We start from the raw sequence: 18,542 nt of genomic DNA on the forward strand, positions 1-18,542 counted from the left end.
CCTCGACCGGCGCCCTTTCGCGTGTAGCTGGCTCAGTGGAACGAGTCGCCGCAGGCGCAGGAGCCCGTGGCGTTCGGGTTCTCGATGGTGAAGCCCTGCTTCTCGATCGAGTCGACGAAGTCGATCACCGCACCCTCGACGTACGGCGCGCTCATGCGGTCGACCGCCACGCGCAGGCCGTCGAAGTCGCGGAACAGGTCGCCGTCGAGCGTGCGCTCGTCGAAGAACAGCTGGTAGCGCAGGCCCGCGCAACCACCGGGCTGGACCGCGATGCGCAGGTGCATGTCGTCGCGGCCTTCCTGCTCGAGCAGGGCCTTCGCCTTGCTCGCCGCGGCGTCGCTCAACGTGACGCCGTGGGTGGCCTCGGCCTCGGCCTGCGTGCTGGTCTGCTCAGCGGCAGTCATAGCTCTCCCTCGGGGTCTTGCCGTGCACCGGGTGGGGGGTGCTCCTCCCTACTGGAACACCGGTGCCACCCGTTCTGTTCCCGGGCTGGTTCCCGCCTTGGCGCTGATCCCATGGTTACACATCGGCGAGGGGGTTGAACACGCACGCCGCTGTCTGGAATAAGCTGGTTGGGTGAGGTTTCTCCGTCGTAACAGCACGACCACCGCAGACAGCCCCGAGATCGAGGCGGCCGAGGTGGCCGAAAGCGTCGAATCTCACACCCGTGGCTACACCCCGGGCAAGGGCAGGCCGACGCCGAAGCGCAAGGAGGCCGAGGGCAAGCGCCGCGGCCCCGTCGCGCCCCCGCCGAGGACCATGCGGGAGGCGATGAAGCGCAACCGCGAGCTGCGCAAGTCGAACCCGGTGGACAAGGAAGAGCGCCGCAGGCTGGCCAAGGAGCGCCAGGAGCGGATGGCCGCGGGCGACGACCGCTACCTGCTGCCGCGCGACAAGGGTCCGGTCAAGGCGTACGTGCGCGACCTGGTCGACTCGCGCCGCCACTTCCTCGGCGCGTTCATGCCGCTCGCGATCCTCGTGTTCGTCGTGCTGCTGGTGCCGTACCCGGTGATCCAGCAGTACGTGACGCTGCTGTGCATGGCCGCGCTGCTGGTCATGGCCGTCGAGGGCTACTTCAACGGGCGCCGCATCACGCGCCTGGCCAGGGCGAAGTTCCCGAAGGAGAACATCAACGGCCGGTCGCTGGGCTGGTACGCGTTCGTGCGGGCGAGCCAGATCCGCAAGCTCCGGATGCCCAAGCCGCGCGTGAAGGTCGGCGACACGGTCTCCTGACCACTGGAGCGCGCTCCAGGTCGTTAGCAAGGCGAACCATTTCCGGTAGGCTGCCGGACATGGAGTTTCGCCGTCTCGGCCGCAGTGGCCTGTCCGTCAGTGAGATCGCCTACGGGAACTGGCTCACCCACGGCTCCCAGATCGAGGAGGAGCAGGCCCAGGCCTGCATCAGGGCCGCGCTGGACGCGGGGATCACGACCTTCGACACCGCCGACGTCTACCAGTGACGACGGCGGTGCGGGTCAGGTAGGCACCTTTGGAAGAAGCGGCTCTACCCGCTCAGCCAAACTTCGTGCGTCCGGGCAGGCCTGCGGATTATTTCGAGGAGATGCCATATTGACGTTGATCAAGGCGCGCGCATGGGGACCGACTTCGACTGCGATAGCGCATCCCCCGATCTCCCCGAAAACCTCAAGCGCTTTTCGGCCGTTAATGATGATCTCACTCGCACCTGGATCAGTTTGCCGAAATTCCGCAAGCCCTTGAACCGGATCTAATGCCAGACCGTTCGCCCCATATTCGTATTTAGACGCCGTACACTCATTGCGCTTGCTGATGTTCCTACCGCGCTCGAACCCTTGTCCGGCATTGAGCTGGTCCAGAATCTGACATGCGTTCATGCCTGCGAACACGTCCTCGCTGCTAGCAGACGAGGACGCCGGGGATGCTTGAGAAGCAGGCGAGGGCACCCCTGAAACTGTCGAGGTGCAGCCGCCCGCCGCCAGACAAAGACAAGCAAAGGCACCCAACGCCCTGCCCCCGCGAATATTGATCCTCAAATTGTTTCCTCAGTCCTTGAATTTCCCAAGATACTTTGTCGCCGCCTCATCGGACGCGTCGTATCGAGAGACTGCCTCGTCGATTGCCTGTACGAGGCTATCCAGATTCTGCACCAGCGCGTAGAAGACCCTGACCAGAGACTGATCGTCCGAATCCATTGCTCGCAAGAAATGGTTGGCAGCCAACTGCGCGTAGGCATCGTTGCCGAACTTCGGCGCTCGCTGCAGACGTGAGATGTTCACCTCGATCGCAGACAAACGCTGCTGCATCTGAACGACCGCTCGCCGAAGATGCGAGCCAGTCTCCTCGTCGACGGCCCAATCACCGGCTCGCGCCGCATCCAACATTCGCTGGGCCTCGGCGCCCATAGCCTTCAACTGCTCTTCGCTGCCGAGGGCAGCACCGACATTCGTCCAGTCCGCCACGTTCGTCCCTCCCCTGGGGCTGAACGTGACACTATCGCGCGATCGCGCAGCCGTCAGGAACTCAGGGTCATCCGTTAGGCGCGCTTGGTCACCGACCTTCATCCACGACCTTCGACACCGCCGACGTCTACGCGAACACGGTGGCCGAGTCGGTGCTCGGCCGCGGTCTCGCCGGTCAGCGCCGGGAGAGCCTGGAGATCTGCACGAAGGTGTTCTGGCCGACCGGCCCCGGCGGCCCGAACGACCGCGGGCTGGGCCGCAAGCACATCATCGAGTCCTGCCACGCCTCGCTGAAGCGGCTGCAGACCGACCACATCGACCTCTACCAGGCACACCGGTTCGACCCGACCGTGCCGCTGGAGGAGACCATGTCGGCCTTCGCCGACCTGGTCCGCCAGGGCAAGGTGCTCTACGTCGGGGTGTCCGAGTGGAACGCCGAGGAGATCACCCGCGGCGCCGCGCTGGCCCGCGAGCTGCGGATCCCGTTCGTGTCGAACCAGCCGCAGTACAACATGCTCTGGCGCGTCATCGAGGCGCAGGTCGTGCCCGCGAGCGAGCGCGAGGGCCTGAGCCAGATCGTCTGGTCGCCGATCGCGCAGGGTGTGCTGACCGGCAAGTACAAGCCGGGCCAGCCGCCGCCCGCCGGGTCGCGCGCCACCGACGAGAACGGCTCGCGGTTCGTGCAACGCTTCCTGCGCGACGAGGTGCTCGAGCGGGTCGCCCGGCTGGAGCCGCTGGCCGCGCAGGCCGGGCTGACGCTGGCGCAGCTGGCGGTGGCCTGGGTGCTGCAGAACCCGAACGTCTCCTCGGCGATCGTCGGCGCTTCGCGGCCGGAGCAGGTGCACGAGAACGTGAAGGCGGCCGGCGTGAAGCTCGACGCCGACCTGCTGACCGAGATCGACTCGGTGCTGCTGGGCGTGGTCGAGGACGATCCGCGCCTGACCGCCCGCGCAGGCTGACGATAGGTTTGGCGCCGTGACTGACGTGTCGTTCGCCGATGTCCCCCAGCCCGACGAAGCCGCCCGCGCCGAGGCGGTGCGGCGGCACGCCGAGCTGCTCAAACCGGTGTCCGCGCTGGGTGAGCTGGAGGCGCTCGGCGCGTGGGTCGCGGCCTGCCAGGGCTCGGCGCCGCCGCGGCGGTTCCAGCGGCCACGGGTGATCGTGTTCGCCGGGGACCACGGGATCGCCGCGAAGGGCGTGTCCGCCTACCGGCCGGAGGTCACCGGGCAGCTGGTGGACAACCTGCTCAAGGGCGCCGGGCCGGTCGCGGTCGCCGCCGCGGTGGCCGACGCCGGGCTGCGTGTGGTGGACATCGCGGTGGACGGGGAGACGCCGGTCGCCGAATACAAGGTGCGGGCGGGCTCGGGGTCGATCGACGTCGAGGACGCCCTCAGCGAGGACGAGGTGCGGGCCGCCCTGCGGGCCGGCATGGCGATCGCGGACGCCGAGGTGGACGAGGGCGCCGATCTGCTCGTCGCGGGCAGCGTCGGGGTCGGGGCGACCACCCCGGCCGCGGTGCTGGTCGCCGCGCTGACCGGCGCCGAGCCGGTGGCCGTGGTCGGCCGCGGATCGGGTATCGACGACAACGCGTGGATGCGCAAGACCGTGGCGATCCGGGACGCGCTGCGACGGGCGCGGGCGGTGCTGCCCGACCCGGTCGCGCTGCTGCGCACCGGGGGTGGCGCGGACCTGGCCGCGTTGACGGGTTTCCTGGCGCAGGCCGCGGTGCGGCGCACGCCGGTGCTGCTGGACGGGCTCGCGGTGGGCGCGGCGGCGCTGGTGGCGGAGGAACTGGCGCCCGGTGCGCGTTCGTGGTGGCAGGCCGCGCACCGCGACGCCGAGCCGGCGCACCAGATGGCGCTGGACCACCTGGACCTCAAGCCGGTCGTCGACCTGGGCATCCGGCTCGGCGACGGCACCGGCGCCGCGACGGCCCTCCCGCTGCTGATCACGGCCGCCCGGCTGCTCACGGACCTGCCGACGCACGCGGAAGCCGGGGTCACGCCGCCGAACGCTTGATCCTCACGTGACGTCAGGTCCCAGCGTCGTCCACACCGGTGCAAAGGCGCTGGGGAAGTGGGTGAACGGCAGGTTCTCCAAGGTCGGCGAGCTGGCGCGATGCGCACGCTCCGGGCGCACCTCACCACGATGCCGGCGGCCGTCGACGGACCGGCAGGCGTCACCGGCTGCCTGGCTCTGATCCGGGAGGTGACCGCCGTGGACGAGACGGTGAAGCAGTCCTTCAGCGGAACCCAGCCGGCGGAGCTGGCCGAGCGCCGATCGCGGCTCGGCGAGCAGGAGGACGTCCAGCGGAGGTGGCAGGACCTGATCCCCCGCGTGCAGCGGGCCGTCGAGACCGGGGTCGCCCCCGGCTTCGGCGGAGGGGCGGGAGCTCGCGGCCGAGTGGATGCGCCTGCTGGAGGCTTTCCACGGTGGCGACACCGGCTGCGGGACTCGCTCCACCGCATGCAGGCGGACAACAGCGAGCGGATCCAGCGTGAGCACGGCACCCGTCGTCGGAGCAGCTGGAGTTCATCCGGCGCGCCCGCGCCTCCTGAACAACGACGAAGGGCCACCCCGCGGGAACGGGGTGGCCCTTCACGTCGAAGCGATCAGGACAGCTTGTGCATCCAGCCGTGCGGGTCGGGGCGCGTGCCCTCCTGGATGCCGGTCAGCTCGGCGCGCAGCTTCATCGTCACCTCGCCCGGCTCGCCGCCCGCGATGGTGAACTCGCCGCCCGCGTGCTTGACCCGGCCGACCGGCGTGATGACCGCCGCGGTGCCGCACGCGAACACCTCGGTCAGCTCACCGGACGCGGCCGCCTTCTCCCACTCGTCGGTGGAGATCCGGCGCTCCTCGATGCCGAGGCCGTGGTCCGCGGCCAGCTTGAGCAGCGAATCACGCGTGACGCCGGGCAGCAGCGAACCGGACAGCTCCGGCGTGACGATCCGGGCATCCGAACCCGAGCCGAACACGAAGAACAGGTTCATGCCGCCCATCTCCTCGACGAAGCGGCGCTCCACCGCGTCGAGCCACACCACCTGGTCGCAGCCCTTCTCCACGGCCTGCGACTGCGCCACGAAGGACGCCGCGTAGTTGCCGGCGAACTTCGCCGCGCCGGTGCCGCCCGGGGCGGCCCGCACGTACTCGGTGGACAGCCACACGCTCACCGGCTTGATCCCGCCGGTGAAGTACGAGCCGGCGGGCGAGGCGATCACCAGGTACAGGTACTCGCTCGCCGGCGCGTTCACGCCGAGCCCCACCGAGGTGGAGATCATGAACGGGCGCAGGTACAGCGTGTCGCCCGGGTTGCTGGGCACCCACCGCTCGTCGGCCGCGATCAGCTCCTGCAACGAGCCGAGGAACAGCTCCTCGGGCAGCTCCGGCATCGCGATGCGGGCCGCCGACTTGCGGAACCGGGCCGCGTTGGCGTCCGGGCGGAAGGCCGCGACCGACCCGTCCGGCTGGCGGTAGGCCTTAAGGCCCTCGAAGATCGCCTGCGCGTAGTGCAGCACGGAGGTGGCGGGGTCGAGCGTGACCGGCTCGTAAGGGCCGACGTTCGCGTCGTACCAGCCGCGGTCCTTGCTGTACTTGATCGTGACCATGTGGTCGGTGAAGAACGTCCCGAAGCCCGGCTTCGCCAGTACCTCGGCTACACGCTCCGCGGAAGCGGGAGACGGGTGCGGGGTACGGGTGAAGGGCAACGTGGTCGTCATTCGACCAGGATAACTGTTAGTTGGACTTCCGAGAATCGCCTACTCCCCTACCATGGCGGCGTGACCGCCAACGTGCCGCAGACCGCCACGCCGAACTCCGTGTCCGCCGGACCCGCCTCCGACGTCAAGACCTTCGTCACCGCCGTCCTGCTCACCTTCGCGGTGGGCGAGCTGACGCTCCTCGGCTACGCCCTGCTCGGCGTGTTCGGCGGGATCATCGGCCTGGTCGGCGGCATCTTCGGAATCGTGTGGTGGCGCAGCGTCCACGACAAGAAGGTGTTCCCGCGCGACCTGCCGGCGAAGTCGCTGATCGTCCTCACCGTCGCCACCGCGCTGATCACGCTGCTGGCGTTCCTGCTCGTCGCGTGACGGCGGCGCCTGCCGCGACGGCGACCACCGTCCCCAGTAGATAGACCGGCGGCAGCCAGGCCAGCAGCGTCACGGCAAGTACCGCCGCGATCACGCCGCGCGCGGTGATCCCGGTGATCATCGACAGCACCGCGGTCACCAGCACCTCGGCCAGCGCGGCCGCCGCGGCCAGCAGCAGCGCCTGGTCCGGGTCCAGCAGCACGGCCGCGACCGCGGCGATCAGTCCACAAGCGACGGACGCGCGCGGCCACGCCAGCTCCTCGCGGGCGCCGCCGATCGCGAGCAGTGCGGCGGGCACAGTGGACAGCACGACGACCCCGGCCAGCAACGGGTTCAGCACCTGTCCGTCCAGTGCGGCCAGCGCGTCCCGCACCGGCACGCCGGACAACGCCAGCCGCACCGGGCCGAGCTGGTACAGCGCGCCCGCGCCGATGGCCAGCACCACCATCACCGAACCCGCGAGCCAAGACGGGTTGTGCCGCGGCAGCAACGGGAACACCACCGCGCCCGCCGCGAACAGCCCGCCGATCGTGAAGTGCGGCGCGGTCACCGGTTGCGCGGGCTCGATCGCGAAGCTCAGCGCCACGAAACCGGCCCCAGCGACCAGCAGGATGCCCAGCAGCCACGCCCGCGCGTACCTCGCCAGCCGCAGCCCGGCCGCGTCGGCCGCGGTGACCACCAGCGCGACGACCGCGCCCGCCCACGGCTGCCCGGGGAACAGGTAGGCGGTGAACACCGACGCGAACAGCGGCACCAGCGCGAGGCGGGACACCAGGCGCGTGGCGGCCACCAGCCGGGCGGGGTTCGGCTCCAGCGCGGGAGGCTCGGGCACGCAGAACGCCAGCAGCGCCGCCACCACGGCGCCGCCGAGCAGCCACCAGCCGCCCGCCTGCGCGCCCACGGCCAGCGCGATCAGCAGTCCCGCCGCCAGCCGCACGCCCACCACCTGCCTCTCCTGCCGGGCTCCGTCCTCATTAGCATGGCTCACTACCTGGCCGGGTACCCCACCCGGCACGACCGTCGATGGATGCGCGAGGAGCCACAAGTGACCGTGCCGAAGTTTGCCCTGATCGAGAACACCGGCGCCGCGCTCGGCAAGAGCCGGGCCGAGGTCGTCGTGGTCGGGACGCTCCAGGGCGACAAGGCCGTGACGCTGGCGCCGGGCGCGGAGGCCGTCGACGAGGCCTTCGACGGCTCGCTGGCCGAGCTGCTGGCCACCGTGGGCGCCTCCGGCAAGGCCGAGGAGGTCGTGAAGCTGCCCACGCTGGGCAAGCTGCCCGCCGCGGTCGTGCTGGCGGTCGGCCTCGGCCGCGCCGACGGGGACGGCACCGTGACGGCCGAGCAGGTGCGCCGCGCCGCGGGGGCCGCCGGGCGCGCGCTGGCCGGCACCGCGCGGGCCGTGTCCACGCTGTCCGCTGTGGACCTGCAGGCCGCGGTGGAGGGCACCGCGCTGGGCGCCTACAAGTTCACCGAGTACAAGTCCGAGCCGGGTGACGCACCGGTCGCGGCGGTCGACTTCGCCACGCCGGCCGACGGCACCAAGCGCGCGCACACCGCGACGCTGAAGGCCGCGACCGCGATCGCCGAGGCCGTGATCATCGCCCGCGACCTGATCAACACCCCGCCCAACGACCTGTTCCCGGCCTCCTTCGCGGAGCGCGCCCGCAAGCTCGCCGAGGCCAACGACCTCGACTTCGAGGTGCTCGACGAGAAGCAGCTCAAGCGCAAGGGCTTCGGCGGGATCCTCGGCGTCGGCGGCGGCTCGTCCCGCCCGCCGCAGCTGGTCCGCGTGTCCTACAAGGGCCCCAAGGCGGCCAAGAAGGTCGCTCTGGTCGGCAAGGGCATCACGTTCGACTCGGGCGGCATCTCGATCAAGCCCGCCGCGAACATGGACCACATGACCTCGGACATGTCCGGGGCCGCCGCGGTGCTCGCCTCGGTCGTGCTCGCGGCCAAGCTCAAGTACCCGCTCGAGGTCACCGCCAACATCCCGCTCGCGGAGAACCTGCCGTCGGGCACCTCCTACCGGCCGGGCGACGTGCTGAGCATGTACGGCGGCAAGACAGTCGAGGTGCTCAACACCGACGCCGAGGGCCGCCTGGTGCTGGCCGACGCGATCGTGCGCGCCGCCGAGGACGACCCGGACTACCTGATCGAGACCTCGACCCTGACCGGCGCGCAGATGGTGGCGCTGGGCAACCGGACCGCCGGGATCATGGGCTCGGACGAGTTCCGTGACCGGGTGGCGGCGATCGCGCAGGCGACCGGCGAGGGCGGCTGGCCGATGCCGCTGCCCGAGGAGCTGCGCGGCGACCTGGACTCGCGGCTGGCCGACCTGGCGAACGTGACCGGGCACCGCTGGGGCGGGATGCTCGCGGCGGGCATCTTCCTGCGCGAGTTCGTCGCCGAGGGCCTGCCGTGGGCGCACATCGACATCGCTGGCCCGTCGTTCAACACCGGCGCGCCGTGGGGCTACACCGGCAAGGGCGGCACCGGCGTCCCGGTCCGCACCATCGCCGCCGTGCTGGCGGACATCGCCGACCAGGGCTAGTCCGGCGTCACGGCGCGGCGAACCGCTTCGCGGAGGAGCGCCCGGCGGCGGTCGTGGACCTCGCCGGGCTCCTCGGCCGTCGCGGCGTAGACGTTGCTCACCGGGGACCACGCCATCGACAGGGCGATCACCAGCGCCATGATGTCGAACGGGTCCCCGGGCACCACCTTGCCCGCGGCCTGCGCCTCGGCGATCGCGCGCAGCTTGTGGTCGTCGAGGCGGTCTGCGTCCTCGACGAGGTGCCCGGCGGGCCTGCGCTCCAGCCGCGCCCAGGTGGCGAGCCGGATGAGGTCGGGCCGGCGGAGGTACTCGTCGTAGAGCCGCACCGCCCAGTCCGCCAGGTCGCGCGCGTCGATGGGCACGACGTTCACGATCCGTTCCAGTGAGGCGGAGAAGATCGCGTCGAACAGCCCTTCCTTGCTGCCGAAGTAGCCGTAAAGCTGCGCCTTGTTGGTGCGCGCCGCGGCGACGATGCGCTCGACGCGGGCACCGGCGATCCCGTGTTCGGCGAACTCGCGGGTCGCCTCCTCCAGGATGCGCTGACGGGTCGCGGCGCCGCGGGCGGTGGCGGGCAGATCGGACATGAGCCGACCCTAGCAAACAGACTGTTCGGTCTGTTACGGTCGAAACAAACCGAACAGTCTGTTTGAAGGAGGCGTCCATGCGGACGACGACGGGATGGCACGCGGTCGCGGGGACGCTACGACAGGCGCCCGTCCAGCGGCGGGAGCTGCGGCCCGACGACCTGGCGGTCCGGGTCGACTACTGCGGCGTCTGCCACACCGACCTGCACGCGGTGCGGGCCGGCGACACTCCACTCGTGCCCGGCCACGAGTTCACCGGCGTGGTCACCGCCACGGGATCCGCGGTGACCGACTTCGCCGCCGGGGACGCGGTCGCCGTCGGCAACATCGTGGACTCCTGCGGGACCTGCGCCATGTGCCTCGCGGGGCAGGAGAACTTCTGCCACGACTTCCCCACCCTCACCTACGGCGGCACCGACCGCCACGACGGCTCCACGACACTGGGCGGCTACTCACGGGAGTACGTCGTCCGCGACCGGTTCGCCTACCCGCTCCCGGCAGGCCTCGGCCCCGCGGGCGCCGCACCACTGATGTGCGCCGGGATCACCGTGTGGGAACCGCTGCACAGCCTGGGCGCCGGGCCGGGCACCCGGGTCGCCGTGGCCGGGCTGGGCGGGCTGGGTCACCTCGCGGTCAAGTTCGCGGTGGCGCTCGGCGCCGAGACCACGGTGATCAGCCGGTCGGCGGACAAGGCGGGTGACGCGCGCCGGCTCGGCGCGGCCGACCTGCTCGACTCGACGGACCCGGCTCGCATGGCGGACGCGCGGGGGCGGTTCGACATCCTGATCGACACCATCTCCGCGCCCCACGACCTGGGCGCCTACCTGCGCCTCGTGGCGCTGGACGGCACGCTCAGCCACCTCGGGCACCTGGGGCCGGTCACGGTGGAGACCCTCGACCTGCTGGTCGGGCGCAAGAAGCTCAGCTCGGCGGGCAGCGGTGGCAGGCCCGCGACCGCCGCCATGCTCGCCTTCTGCGCCGCCCACGGGATCACCGCCGACGTCGAGGTGCTCCCCTCGGCCGGGGTGAACGACGCGCTGGAGGGGCTGGCCCGGGGCGACGTCCGCTACCGCTTCGTCCTCGATCTGTCCGACCTGGACTGAATCTCAGCCCTTGGCGCGCTTCTGCCGCTCTGTGTATTCGCGCATGCGCTTCGGGTAACCGACTTTCGCGACCTCGTACACCGGGATCGAATGCTTGCGCCCGAACTGCTGCGCGGCGTCCAGGCTGCCGATCCGGCGCCGCGTCCATTCGCCGTCGTGCGCGACCAGGACGACGGTGGTCTCGGTGACCGTCGTCCGCGGCTCGACGAACGCCTCGACGCCCCGCCGCGCGGCCGCCCAGCCCTCCAGATGACGCAGGTCAGCGTCACTGGCACGGCGCAGCGTGCCCGGTTTCCCGGCGCCGCGTCTGCGCTTCAGACCGTCGAACAGACCCACCTCGACCACCTCATCTCCGCCTGCCCTCCCCCGCCATTATCCCGGGGATCAGAAGTGCGCCGATTAACACACCCGGCTACCTCGCAGGGCCGGACTACGTAGTGACAAGATGATGAGGGTTTGGACGTAAAACGAGGAGTAAACGACGTGAGCGACGCTGGCGCCGACCTGGTGATCCTCGGTGGCGGATCCGGCGGCTACGCCGCGGCCTTCCGCGCCGCGGAGCTGGGCCAGTCCGTCATCCTGATCGAGAAGGACAAGCTGGGCGGGACGTGCCTGCATCGCGGCTGCATCCCGACCAAGGCCCTGCTCCACGCGGCCGAAGTCGCCGACACCGCCCGCGAGGGCGAGCAGTTCGGCGTGAAGACCACCCTGGAGGGCGTCGACATCGCCGGCGTCCACAAGTACAAGGACGGCGTCATCAGCCGCCTCTACAAGGGGCTGCAGGGCCTGGCCAAGGCCCACAAGGTGACCGTCGTCGAGGGCACCGGCACATTCGTCGGCGGCACCACAGTCGAGGTCGACGGCACCCGGTACACGGGCAAGAACCTGGTCCTGGCCACCGGCTCGTACTCGAAGACCCTGCCGGGCCTGGAGCTGGGCGGCCGGATCATCGCCAGCGACGAGGCGCTGACCCTGGACTGGATCCCGGAGAAGGTCGTCGTGCTCGGCGGCGGCGTCATCGGCGTCGAGTTCGCCAGCGTGTGGGCCTCCTTCGGCGTGGACGTGACGATCGTCGAGGCGCTGCCGCGGCTGGTCCCGGCCGAGGACGAGTTCGCCAGCAAGCAGCTCGAGCGGGCGTTCCGCCGTCGCAAGATCAACTTCAAGACCGGCGTGAAGTTCACCGGCGCCAAGCAGGACGACAACGGCGTGACCGTGTCCCTGGAGTCCGGTGAGACGCTGGAGGCCGACCTGCTGCTGGTCGCCGTCGGCCGGGGCCCCAACACCGCGGGCCACGGCTACGAGGAGGCCGGCGTCCGGATGGAGCGCGGCTTCGTCATCACCGACGAGCGCCTGCGCACCAACCTGCCGAACGTCTACGCCGTCGGCGACATCGTCCCCGGCCTGCAGCTCGCGCACCGCGGCTTCGCCCAGGGCATCTTCGTCGCCGAGGAGATCGCCGGCCTGGAGCCGAAGGCGATCGACGAAGCCGGCATCCCGCGCGTCACCTACAGCCACCCCGAGGTCGCTTCCGTCGGCCTGAGCGAGGCGGCTGCCAAGGAGCGCTACGGCTCGGACGTGCAGACCTTCACGTACGACCTGGCCGGCAACGGCAAGAGCCAGATCCTCAAGACTTCCGGCGCGATCAAGGTGATCAAGGCGCCGGACGGGCCGGTCGTCGGCCTGCACCTGGTCGGGGACCGGGTCGGCGAACTGATCGGCGAAGCCCAGCTGATCTACAACTGGGAGGCCTTCCCGGAGGACGTCGCTCCGCTGATCCACGCCCACCCGACCCAGACCGAGGCCCTCGGCGAAGCACACCTTGCCCTGGCCGGCAAGCCACTGCACGTGCACAGCTGACCGGACCGCAGCCGACAAAGATTCAAGGGAGTCAATTCACGATGGCCTTCTCCGTCACACTGCCGGAGCTCGGGGAGAGCGTTACCGAGGGCACCGTCACCCGCTGGCTCAAGCAGGAGGGTGACACGGTCGCGGTCGACGAGCCGTTGCTGGAGATCTCGACCGACAAGGTCGACACCGAGGTCCCGTCGCCGGTCGCAGGCACGCTGCAGAAGATCGTCGCCCAGGAGGACGAGACCGTCGAGGTCGGCGGCGAGCTCGCCGTGATCGACGACGGTTCCGGCGGCGGTTCCGCCCCCGCGCAGGAGCAGGCGCCCGCGCAGCAGGCCCAGCCCGAGCCGGAGCCCGAGCCCGAGCCGGAGCAGTCCGCGCCGCAGCAGCAGTCCGCCCCGGAGGCGCAGCCCGCGCCGAGCGGTTCCGCTCAGGGCACGCCGGTCACGCTGCCCGAGCTGGGCGAGAGCGTCACCGAGGGCACCGTCACCCGCTGGCTGAAGTCGGTCGGCGACACGGTCGAGGTGGACGAGCCGCTGCTGGAGATCTCGACCGACAAGGTCGACACCGAGGTCCCGTCGCCAATCGCGGGCACGCTGCTGGAGATCAGCGTCGGTGAGGACGAGACCGTCGAGGTCGGCGGCACGCTCGCCATCATCGGCGACGCGAGCGCCGCGCCCGCCCAGCAGCAGGAGCAGCCGAAGGCGCCGGAGCCCAAGGCCGAGCCGAAGCCGGAACCGAAGCCCGAGCCCACCCCGGCCGCGCAGGCGCCCGCTCCGCAGCAGGCTCCCCAGCAGCCGGCCCCGCAGCAGCCCGCGCCGCAGCAGCCGGCTCCGCAGCCGCAGGCCGCCCCGGCCGCGAGCGACGGCAACGGCAGCGGCCCGTACGTCACCCCGCTGGTGCGCAAGCTCGCCACCGAGCACGGCATCGACCTGGCGTCGGTGACCGGCAGCGGTGTCGGCGGCCGCATCCGCAAGCAGGACGTGCTGGCGGCGGCCGAGGCGAAGCAGAAGCAGAGCGCCCCGGCCGCCCAGGCGCCCGCCGCGCAGGCCCCGGCCGCCGCGCCGAGCGCCCCCGCCGCCAAGGCCCCGGCTGCCCCGTCGCCGGAGCTGGCCGCACTGCGTGGCACCACGCAGAAGGCGAGCCGGATCCGCCAGGTCATCGCGCAGCGCACCCGCGAGTCGCTGCAGACCTCGGCGCAGCTCACCCAGGTGTTCGAGGTGGACGTCACCAAGATCGCCCGGCTGCGCCAGCAGGCGAAGGCCTCCTTCCAGGAGCGGGAGGGCGTGAAGCTCACCTTCCTGCCGTTCTTCGCCAAGGCGACGGTCGAGGCGCTCAAGCAGCACCCGAACATCAACGCCTACCTGGACGAGGAGAAGAAGGAGATCACCTACTTCGGCGAGGAGCACCTCGCCGTCGCGGTGGACACCGAGAAGGGCCTGATCTCCCCGGTCATCCACAAGGCGGGCGAGCTGAACCTGGCGGGCCTGGCCCGGGCGATCGCGGACGTCGCGGCCCGCACCCGCGCGAACAAGATCAAGCCGGACGAGCTGTCGGGCGGCACCTTCACGGTGACCAACCTGGGCAGCAACGGCGCCCTGTTCGACACGCCGATCATCAACCAGCCGCAGTCCGGGATCCTGGGCGTCGGCGCGGTGGTGAAGCGGCCGGTCGTGGTCACCGACGCGGACGGGCAGGACACCATCGCCATCCGGTCGATGGCCTACCTGGCCCTGACCTACGACCACCGCCTGATCGACGGCGCGGACGCGGGCCGGTTCCTGACCACGATCAAGAACCGCCTCGAAGAGGGCCACTTCGAGGACGAGCTGGGTCTGTAGCCGCTTGACCGGAGACCCCCTCCGCCGGTATTCCGTAATTACGGAAAACTGGAGGAGGGGGTCTTCGTGCTTTCCCGGCGCACTCTGCTCGGCTCCGCGGCGCTCGCCGGCGTGGCCACGCTCGCCGTGCCCGCGACCGCGGTCGCCGACACGTCCACCCCGCAGGGCTGGTTCGACTGGATCGCCCGGCACCGCGACCGGGTCGGCGCGCTGGCCGTGGACGCCGACGGGCGCCGGGTGGCGCACCGGCCGCACGCCCCGCAGATCCTGGCTTCCACGATCAAGGTCGTGCACCTCGCCGCCTACGCCACGGCGGTCGAGCGCGGCCTGGACCCGGACGAGCCGGTGCGGCTCGGCGACTGGGAGGCGTTCTACCCGTTCGGCGGCGACGGCGGCGCGCACCTGTTCGCGCTCCAGGAACTCGGCATCCCGCACACCGACCGGGGCAACGCGCTCGACCCGGACGCGACGGTCCCGCTGGACCGGCTGGCCCGCGCGATGATCGTCTTCAGCGACAACTCCGCGGCCGACTACCTGCGCCACCGCCTCGGCGACCAGACCCTGACCGCGGCGGCCGCCCGCGGCGCCTGGCTCCGGCCCGACCTCCGGTCGTTCTGCGGCGAGGTGCTCCTGCTGCTGTTCCCCGAGTTCCTCCCGCGCTCCCCCGCGCTGCGGGCCGGCGCGGGCGACCGGCTGGCGCGCCGGTTCGCCACCGAGCCGGCGTTCCGGGACGAGGTGCTCGCCCGCTTCCAGACCCCGCCGGGCGCCGAGGCCCAGGTGGCCTGGACGCGCGGGCACGGGCGTGGGAGCGCGGCCGGACTGTTCGCGATGCACCGGGCGCTCGCGGCCGGCCGCTTCGGCGAGACCGTCGTGCGGCGCCACCTGGAAGAGCCGTTCGCCGCGCTCGTCCCGCCCGGCGCCGCCGCGGTCGCGTTCAAGGGCGGCAGCCTGCCGCGCGTGCTGGCCACCGGGATGACCGTGCGGTGGCCGGACGGACGCGCCGCGACCCTCGCGCTCCTGCTCGACGACGTGGCCGACGCGGATTTCGCCAACCAGGGGCCGTTCCTGCGCGCCGGGCTCGCCGCACTGTCCACGCGGGAGGGTTTCGACGGGCTCGTGCGGGCGCTGCACGGCTGACCGTCATGCTGGGTCCGTGAACGACGACGTGCTCAACCGTCTGGCGGACCTGGAACGCCGGGTGGCCGCGCTGGAAAGCGGCGCCAGGGCGGACGGGACGGGGATGGTCGGTTACCGCGGCCGCACCGAGGAGCCCCTCGAACTCGAGTGGGAGATCACCGTGACCCCGGCCCGCGCGCTGGCTCTCGACGACGGTCCCCGCGCGGAAGTGCTGGCGGCGCTGGGCAATCCGGCGCGCCTGGCGATCGTGCGGGCGCTGGCCGCGCGCGGGCCGCAGCCTGCCGCCGCGCTGCAGGAGGCCGCCGGGCTCGGCTCGACCGGGCAGCTGTACCACCACCTCAAAGCGTTGACCGGCGCCGGGATCGTCGAGCCGGACAAGCGCGGCAGCTACCGGTTGCCCGCCCGCGCAACGATCCCCGTGCTCGTGTTGCTGACCGCGGCCGCCGACGTCGCCGGGCAACTGCGGTGAGGGAACGTGCGCGAAACGGCGGCGTGAGCAACGATCGGGGTATGCGAGTACTGATCGCCGGATCCAGCGGGCTACTCGGCTCGGCGCTCGTCGCCACGCTGCGCGACTCGGGGCACGACGTGCGCCGGCTGGTACGGCGTCCGGCCAGGGCAGCCGACGAGCACTCGTGGGACCCGCCCGCGGGCCGGATCGACGACCGCGCGTTCGAAGACGTCACCACCGTCGTCAACCTGTGCGGCTCGCCGATGGGGCTGCGGTGGAGCGCGGCCCGCAAGCAGATGATCCGCGACAGCCGGATCGAGCCCACCGAGGTGCTGGCCGAGGCCGTCGCGGAGTACCGCATCCCGACCCTCGTCAACGCCTCCGGGATCGGCTACTACGGCGACACCGGCGACACCGTGGTGACCGAGACCGCGCCACGGGGTCAGGGGTTCCTGGCCGAGCTGTGCGAGGCGTGGGAGGCGGCGACCGCGCCTGCGACCGAGGCGGGCTCGCGCGTGGTGAACCTGCGCACCGGTCTGGTGCTGTCCAAGGAGGGCCTGCTCGGGCCGCTCAAGCCGCTGTTCTGGCTCGGCCTCGGCGGCAAGCTGGGTGACGGCAAGCAGTACATGCCGTGGATCAGCCTGCGCGACCACGTGTCCGCGATGCGGTTCCTGATCGAGCACGAGACGCTGTCCGGCCCGGTGAACGTGTGCAACCCGGAGCCGGCGACCAACGCCGAGTTCACCCGCGCGATGGGGCACGTGCTGCGGCGGCCCGCCCCGTGGTGGGCGCCCGGGTTCGCGTTGCGGGCGGCGCTCGGCGAGGTGGCCGACGAGATGGCGCTGATCTCGCAGCGGGCGGTGCCTGCGGTGCTGGAGAAGGCCGGGTTCACGTTCGTGCACACCGACCTCGAGGGCGCGTTGGCGGTCGCCCTTTGACCAGGTGGCTTCCGCTCGGCGGCGCGTTCTTCGTCCTGTTCCTCGGGCTGGGCGTGGCGGTGGCGCGGCCGCCGTACGCCGTCGATCTGGCCGTAGCCGGCCTGGTGCAGGGCTGGTGGCGCGGCACGCCGGGACGGGTGGCGCAGGTGGTCAGCGACGCGTTCGGACCGGTCGTGCCCGCGATCTTCGCGATCGCGCTCGCGGTCGGGATCGTCGTGTGCCTGCGGCGCGGCATGCGGTACCAGGCGGGCGTGGCGCTGCGGGTGCTGGCCGTGCTCGCCGCCACCCGGCTGGTGAGCGTGGTCTTCAAGCCGCTGTTCGTGCGCGACCGGCCCCGCGAGTACCCGGAGTTCAGCTACCCCAGCGGCCACGTGGTGTCGATCTCCAGCACCGGGCTCGCGGCGGCGCTGCTGTGCCTGTGGCTCGCGCCGAAGCTGACGAAGTGGGTCGTGGTGTTCTTCTCGGTCGCGACGGTGCTGTGCGCGGCGAGCCGGGTGATACTCGGGGTGCACTGGGTCAGCGACACCGTCGGCGCCGTGCTCGGCGTGCTCGGCGTGGGTTTTCTCACGGGGTGGGCGGTGCGGTTGTTACCGCCACAGCCCGTGCCGTCGGCGGCGCGGTCGGCGTAACCTGCCAGTCGTGAGTCCCAAGTCCTGCCGCGCCGCCAGCACCCCCGTCACCGTCAAGAACATCGGCACCATCGACTACCTGCAAGCCTGGGAGTTGCAGCGGGAGCTGGTGAACGCGCGGGCGGACTGCTCGGAGGCCCCGGACACACTCCTGCTGCTGGAGCACCCGTCGGTCTACACCGCGGGCAAGCGCACCGAGGACGCCGACCGGCCGACCGACGGCACGCCGGTGATCGACGTCGACCGGGGCGGGAAGATCACCTGGCACGGGCCGGGACAGCTGGTCGGCTACCCCATCGTCAAGCTGGGTGACCCGATCGACGTCGTGCACTACGTGCGGCGCCTGGAGGAGGCGCTGATCCGGGTGTGCGACCAGTTCGGCGTCTACACCGGGCGGGTCGAGGGCCGCAGCGGCGTGTGGGTGCCCGCCGACGAGCGCGGCCCGGAGCGCAAGATCGCGGCGATCGGCATCCGCGTGCAGCGCGGCGTGACGATGCACGGCTTCGAGCTGAACTGCAACGCGGACCTGACGGCGTTCGACAAGATCGTGCCGTGCGGGATCCGGGACGCCGGCGTGACGTCGCTGTCGTTCGAGCTGGAGCGGGACGTCCCGGTCGCCGAGGCGCTCCCCCTGGCCCGTGACGCCGTGCTGGCCGCGCTGGACGGCGAGCTGGCGGTGTCGGACGACCGGTGGCTGCGCCGCGAGGATTCGGCGCCCTCGGCGCCGGGCGTGACGTTCGCCCTCCGGCCCTGAGCCGAGCCCAGGACCGGAGGACGCGCGGTCACAGCTGCGGGGCGACCTTCGAGGCGATCAGCTCGAGGTGGTCCAGGTCGGACAGGTCCAGCACCTGCAGGTAGAGGCGGGTGACGCCGGTGGCCTCGCGGTAGCGGCCGATCTTGTCGACCACCTCGTCCACGGTGCCTGCCAGGCCGTTCT

Annotated in this window: 20 protein-coding genes and 3 pseudogenes; 14 read left to right on the forward strand and 9 right to left on the reverse strand. The window is 71.5% G+C overall.

Annotation, left to right across the window (positions count from 1 at the left end; genetic code table 11):
• Window positions 1-32 precede the first annotated feature (32 nt).
• Window positions 33-404 carry a HesB/IscA family protein gene (locus ACCP09_RS17215; RefSeq protein WP_017984065.1) on the reverse strand — a complete coding sequence of 124 codons (372 nt, stop codon included), beginning with the start codon at window positions 402-404 and terminating at the stop codon, window positions 33-35.
• Between the two features lie 172 nt (window positions 405-576).
• Between ACCP09_RS17215 and ACCP09_RS17220 the strand changes: the two genes are divergently transcribed.
• Both ACCP09_RS17220 and ACCP09_RS17225 read left to right on the forward strand, forming a co-directional pair.
• Window positions 577-1,233 (forward strand): DUF3043 domain-containing protein, encoded by a 657-nt coding sequence (locus ACCP09_RS17220; RefSeq protein WP_433747820.1) that lies wholly within the window; start codon window positions 577-579, stop codon window positions 1,231-1,233.
• A gap of 59 nt (window positions 1,234-1,292) precedes the next feature.
• A pseudogene (locus ACCP09_RS17225) lies at window positions 1,293-1,454 on the forward strand (aldo/keto reductase); the annotation flags it as partial.
• A 21-nt stretch (window positions 1,455-1,475) separates the two neighbouring features.
• On the opposite strand, the gene ACCP09_RS17230 reads toward ACCP09_RS17225, so the two are convergent.
• Window positions 1,476-1,865 (reverse strand): DUF3558 domain-containing protein, encoded by a 390-nt coding sequence (locus tag ACCP09_RS17230; RefSeq protein ID WP_433747823.1) that lies wholly within the window; start codon window positions 1,863-1,865, stop codon window positions 1,476-1,478.
• A gap of 156 nt (window positions 1,866-2,021) precedes the next feature.
• Window positions 2,022-2,438, reverse strand: a complete 417-nt coding sequence (locus ACCP09_RS17235) for a hypothetical protein (RefSeq protein ID WP_433747826.1) — start codon at window positions 2,436-2,438, stop codon at window positions 2,022-2,024.
• Between the two features lie 104 nt (window positions 2,439-2,542).
• Between ACCP09_RS17235 and ACCP09_RS17240 the strand changes: the two are divergent.
• Together ACCP09_RS17240 and cobT are read left to right on the forward strand one after the other, a co-directional pair.
• Window positions 2,543-3,397, forward strand: a pseudogene (locus ACCP09_RS17240) (aldo/keto reductase family protein); the annotation flags it as partial.
• A 16-nt stretch (window positions 3,398-3,413) separates the two neighbouring features.
• The gene (gene cobT, locus ACCP09_RS17245; RefSeq protein ID WP_433747829.1) at window positions 3,414-4,457 is read left to right on the forward strand and encodes a nicotinate-nucleotide--dimethylbenzimidazole phosphoribosyltransferase; all 1,044 of its coding nucleotides are present in this window, start codon (window positions 3,414-3,416) and stop codon (window positions 4,455-4,457) included.
• Between the two features lie 3 nt (window positions 4,458-4,460).
• On the opposite strand, the gene ACCP09_RS17250 is transcribed toward cobT, so the two are convergent.
• Window positions 4,461-4,943 carry a hypothetical protein gene (locus ACCP09_RS17250; protein WP_433747832.1) on the reverse strand — a complete coding sequence of 161 codons (483 nt, stop codon included), beginning with the start codon at window positions 4,941-4,943 and terminating at the stop codon, window positions 4,461-4,463.
• 107 nt (window positions 4,944-5,050) lie between these two features.
• Complete coding sequence (locus tag ACCP09_RS17255) at window positions 5,051-6,154, reverse strand: branched-chain amino acid aminotransferase (RefSeq protein ID WP_027934781.1); 1,104 nt, start codon at window positions 6,152-6,154, stop codon at window positions 5,051-5,053.
• Between the two features lie 60 nt (window positions 6,155-6,214).
• On the opposite strand from ACCP09_RS17255, the gene ACCP09_RS17260 reads away from it, so the two are divergent.
• Window positions 6,215-6,523, forward strand: coding sequence for a hypothetical protein (locus tag ACCP09_RS17260; RefSeq protein ID WP_027934780.1), 309 nt, complete (start codon window positions 6,215-6,217; stop codon window positions 6,521-6,523).
• Here ACCP09_RS17260 and ACCP09_RS17265 read toward each other — a convergent pair.
• Complete coding sequence (locus tag ACCP09_RS17265) at window positions 6,492-7,469, reverse strand: hypothetical protein (protein ID WP_433747836.1); 978 nt, start codon at window positions 7,467-7,469, stop codon at window positions 6,492-6,494. The genes ACCP09_RS17260 and ACCP09_RS17265 overlap by 32 nt on opposite strands.
• Window positions 7,470-7,568: 99 nt before the next feature.
• On the opposite strand from ACCP09_RS17265, the gene ACCP09_RS17270 reads away from it, so the two are divergent.
• Window positions 7,569-9,074 (forward strand): leucyl aminopeptidase, encoded by a 1,506-nt coding sequence (locus tag ACCP09_RS17270; RefSeq protein ID WP_433747839.1) that lies wholly within the window; start codon window positions 7,569-7,571, stop codon window positions 9,072-9,074.
• On the opposite strand, the gene ACCP09_RS17275 is transcribed toward ACCP09_RS17270, so the two are convergent.
• Entirely contained in the window at window positions 9,071-9,658 is a 588-nt protein-coding gene (locus ACCP09_RS17275; protein WP_123685346.1) for a TetR family transcriptional regulator, read from the reverse strand. The genes ACCP09_RS17270 and ACCP09_RS17275 overlap by 4 nt on opposite strands.
• 77 nt (window positions 9,659-9,735) lie before the next feature.
• Between ACCP09_RS17275 and ACCP09_RS17280 the strand changes: the two genes are divergently transcribed.
• Window positions 9,736-10,761: an NAD(P)-dependent alcohol dehydrogenase gene (locus ACCP09_RS17280; RefSeq protein ID WP_433747843.1), complete on the forward strand. Its 1,026-nt coding sequence runs from the start codon at window positions 9,736-9,738 to the stop codon at window positions 10,759-10,761.
• Between the two features lie 3 nt (window positions 10,762-10,764).
• On the opposite strand, the gene ACCP09_RS17285 is transcribed toward ACCP09_RS17280, so the two are convergent.
• Window positions 10,765-11,106, reverse strand: a complete 342-nt coding sequence (locus tag ACCP09_RS17285) for a hypothetical protein (RefSeq protein WP_027934775.1) — start codon at window positions 11,104-11,106, stop codon at window positions 10,765-10,767.
• 138 nt (window positions 11,107-11,244) lie between these two features.
• On the opposite strand from ACCP09_RS17285, the gene lpdA reads away from it, so the two are divergent.
• From lpdA to lipB, 7 genes are all read left to right on the forward strand, one after another.
• The gene (gene lpdA / locus ACCP09_RS17290; RefSeq protein WP_027934774.1) at window positions 11,245-12,618 is read left to right on the forward strand and encodes a dihydrolipoyl dehydrogenase; all 1,374 of its coding nucleotides are present in this window, start codon (window positions 11,245-11,247) and stop codon (window positions 12,616-12,618) included.
• A gap of 41 nt (window positions 12,619-12,659) precedes the next feature.
• Window positions 12,660-14,450, forward strand: a complete 1,791-nt coding sequence (gene sucB / locus ACCP09_RS17295; RefSeq protein WP_433747847.1) for a 2-oxoglutarate dehydrogenase, E2 component, dihydrolipoamide succinyltransferase — start codon at window positions 12,660-12,662, stop codon at window positions 14,448-14,450.
• A gap of 66 nt (window positions 14,451-14,516) precedes the next feature.
• Window positions 14,517-15,587 (forward strand): serine hydrolase, encoded by a 1,071-nt coding sequence (locus tag ACCP09_RS17300; RefSeq protein ID WP_433747850.1) that lies wholly within the window; start codon window positions 14,517-14,519, stop codon window positions 15,585-15,587.
• A 16-nt stretch (window positions 15,588-15,603) separates the two neighbouring features.
• Window positions 15,604-16,056 (forward strand): ArsR/SmtB family transcription factor, encoded by a 453-nt coding sequence (locus ACCP09_RS17305; protein ID WP_378333906.1) that lies wholly within the window; start codon window positions 15,604-15,606, stop codon window positions 16,054-16,056.
• Window positions 16,057-16,097: 41 nt separating this feature from the next.
• Window positions 16,098-16,976 carry a TIGR01777 family oxidoreductase gene (locus ACCP09_RS17310; protein ID WP_123685342.1) on the forward strand — a complete coding sequence of 293 codons (879 nt, stop codon included), beginning with the start codon at window positions 16,098-16,100 and terminating at the stop codon, window positions 16,974-16,976.
• Window positions 16,973-17,605: a phosphatase PAP2 family protein gene (locus tag ACCP09_RS17315; RefSeq protein ID WP_400988236.1), complete on the forward strand. Its 633-nt coding sequence runs from the start codon at window positions 16,973-16,975 to the stop codon at window positions 17,603-17,605. The genes ACCP09_RS17310 and ACCP09_RS17315 overlap by 4 nt, the downstream gene beginning before the upstream one ends.
• Window positions 17,606-17,615: 10 nt before the next feature.
• Entirely contained in the window at window positions 17,616-18,359 is a 744-nt protein-coding gene (lipB, locus tag ACCP09_RS17320) for a lipoyl(octanoyl) transferase LipB (RefSeq protein ID WP_017984080.1), read from the forward strand.
• Between the two features lie 28 nt (window positions 18,360-18,387).
• Here the strand turns inward: lipB and ACCP09_RS17325 are convergent.
• Window positions 18,388-18,542: pseudogene (locus ACCP09_RS17325) on the reverse strand (LLM class F420-dependent oxidoreductase); the annotation flags it as partial.

It is taken from the genome of Amycolatopsis sp. 3B14, assembly GCF_050958625.1.
Taxonomy (GTDB): Bacteria; Actinomycetota; Actinomycetes; order Mycobacteriales; family Pseudonocardiaceae; genus Amycolatopsis_E; species Amycolatopsis_E thermoflava.

Bases quoted from the DNA above. Each gene is read 5' to 3' on its own strand.
- ACCP09_RS17215 (WP_017984065.1), bottom strand. From the start codon at position 404: ATGACTGCCGCTGAGCAGACCAGCACGCAGGCCGAGGCCGAGGCCACC.
- ACCP09_RS17255 (WP_027934781.1), bottom strand. From the start codon at position 6,154: ATGACGACCACGTTGCCCTTCACCCGTACCCCGCACCCGTCTCCCGCT.
- ACCP09_RS17275 (WP_123685346.1), bottom strand. From the start codon at position 9,658: ATGTCCGATCTGCCCGCCACCGCCCGCGGCGCCGCGACCCGTCAGCGC.
- ACCP09_RS17280 (WP_433747843.1), top strand. From the start codon at position 9,736: ATGCGGACGACGACGGGATGGCACGCGGTCGCGGGGACGCTACGACAG.
- sucB (WP_433747847.1), top strand. From the start codon at position 12,660: ATGGCCTTCTCCGTCACACTGCCGGAGCTCGGGGAGAGCGTTACCGAG.
- ACCP09_RS17310 (WP_123685342.1), top strand. From the start codon at position 16,098: ATGCGAGTACTGATCGCCGGATCCAGCGGGCTACTCGGCTCGGCGCTC.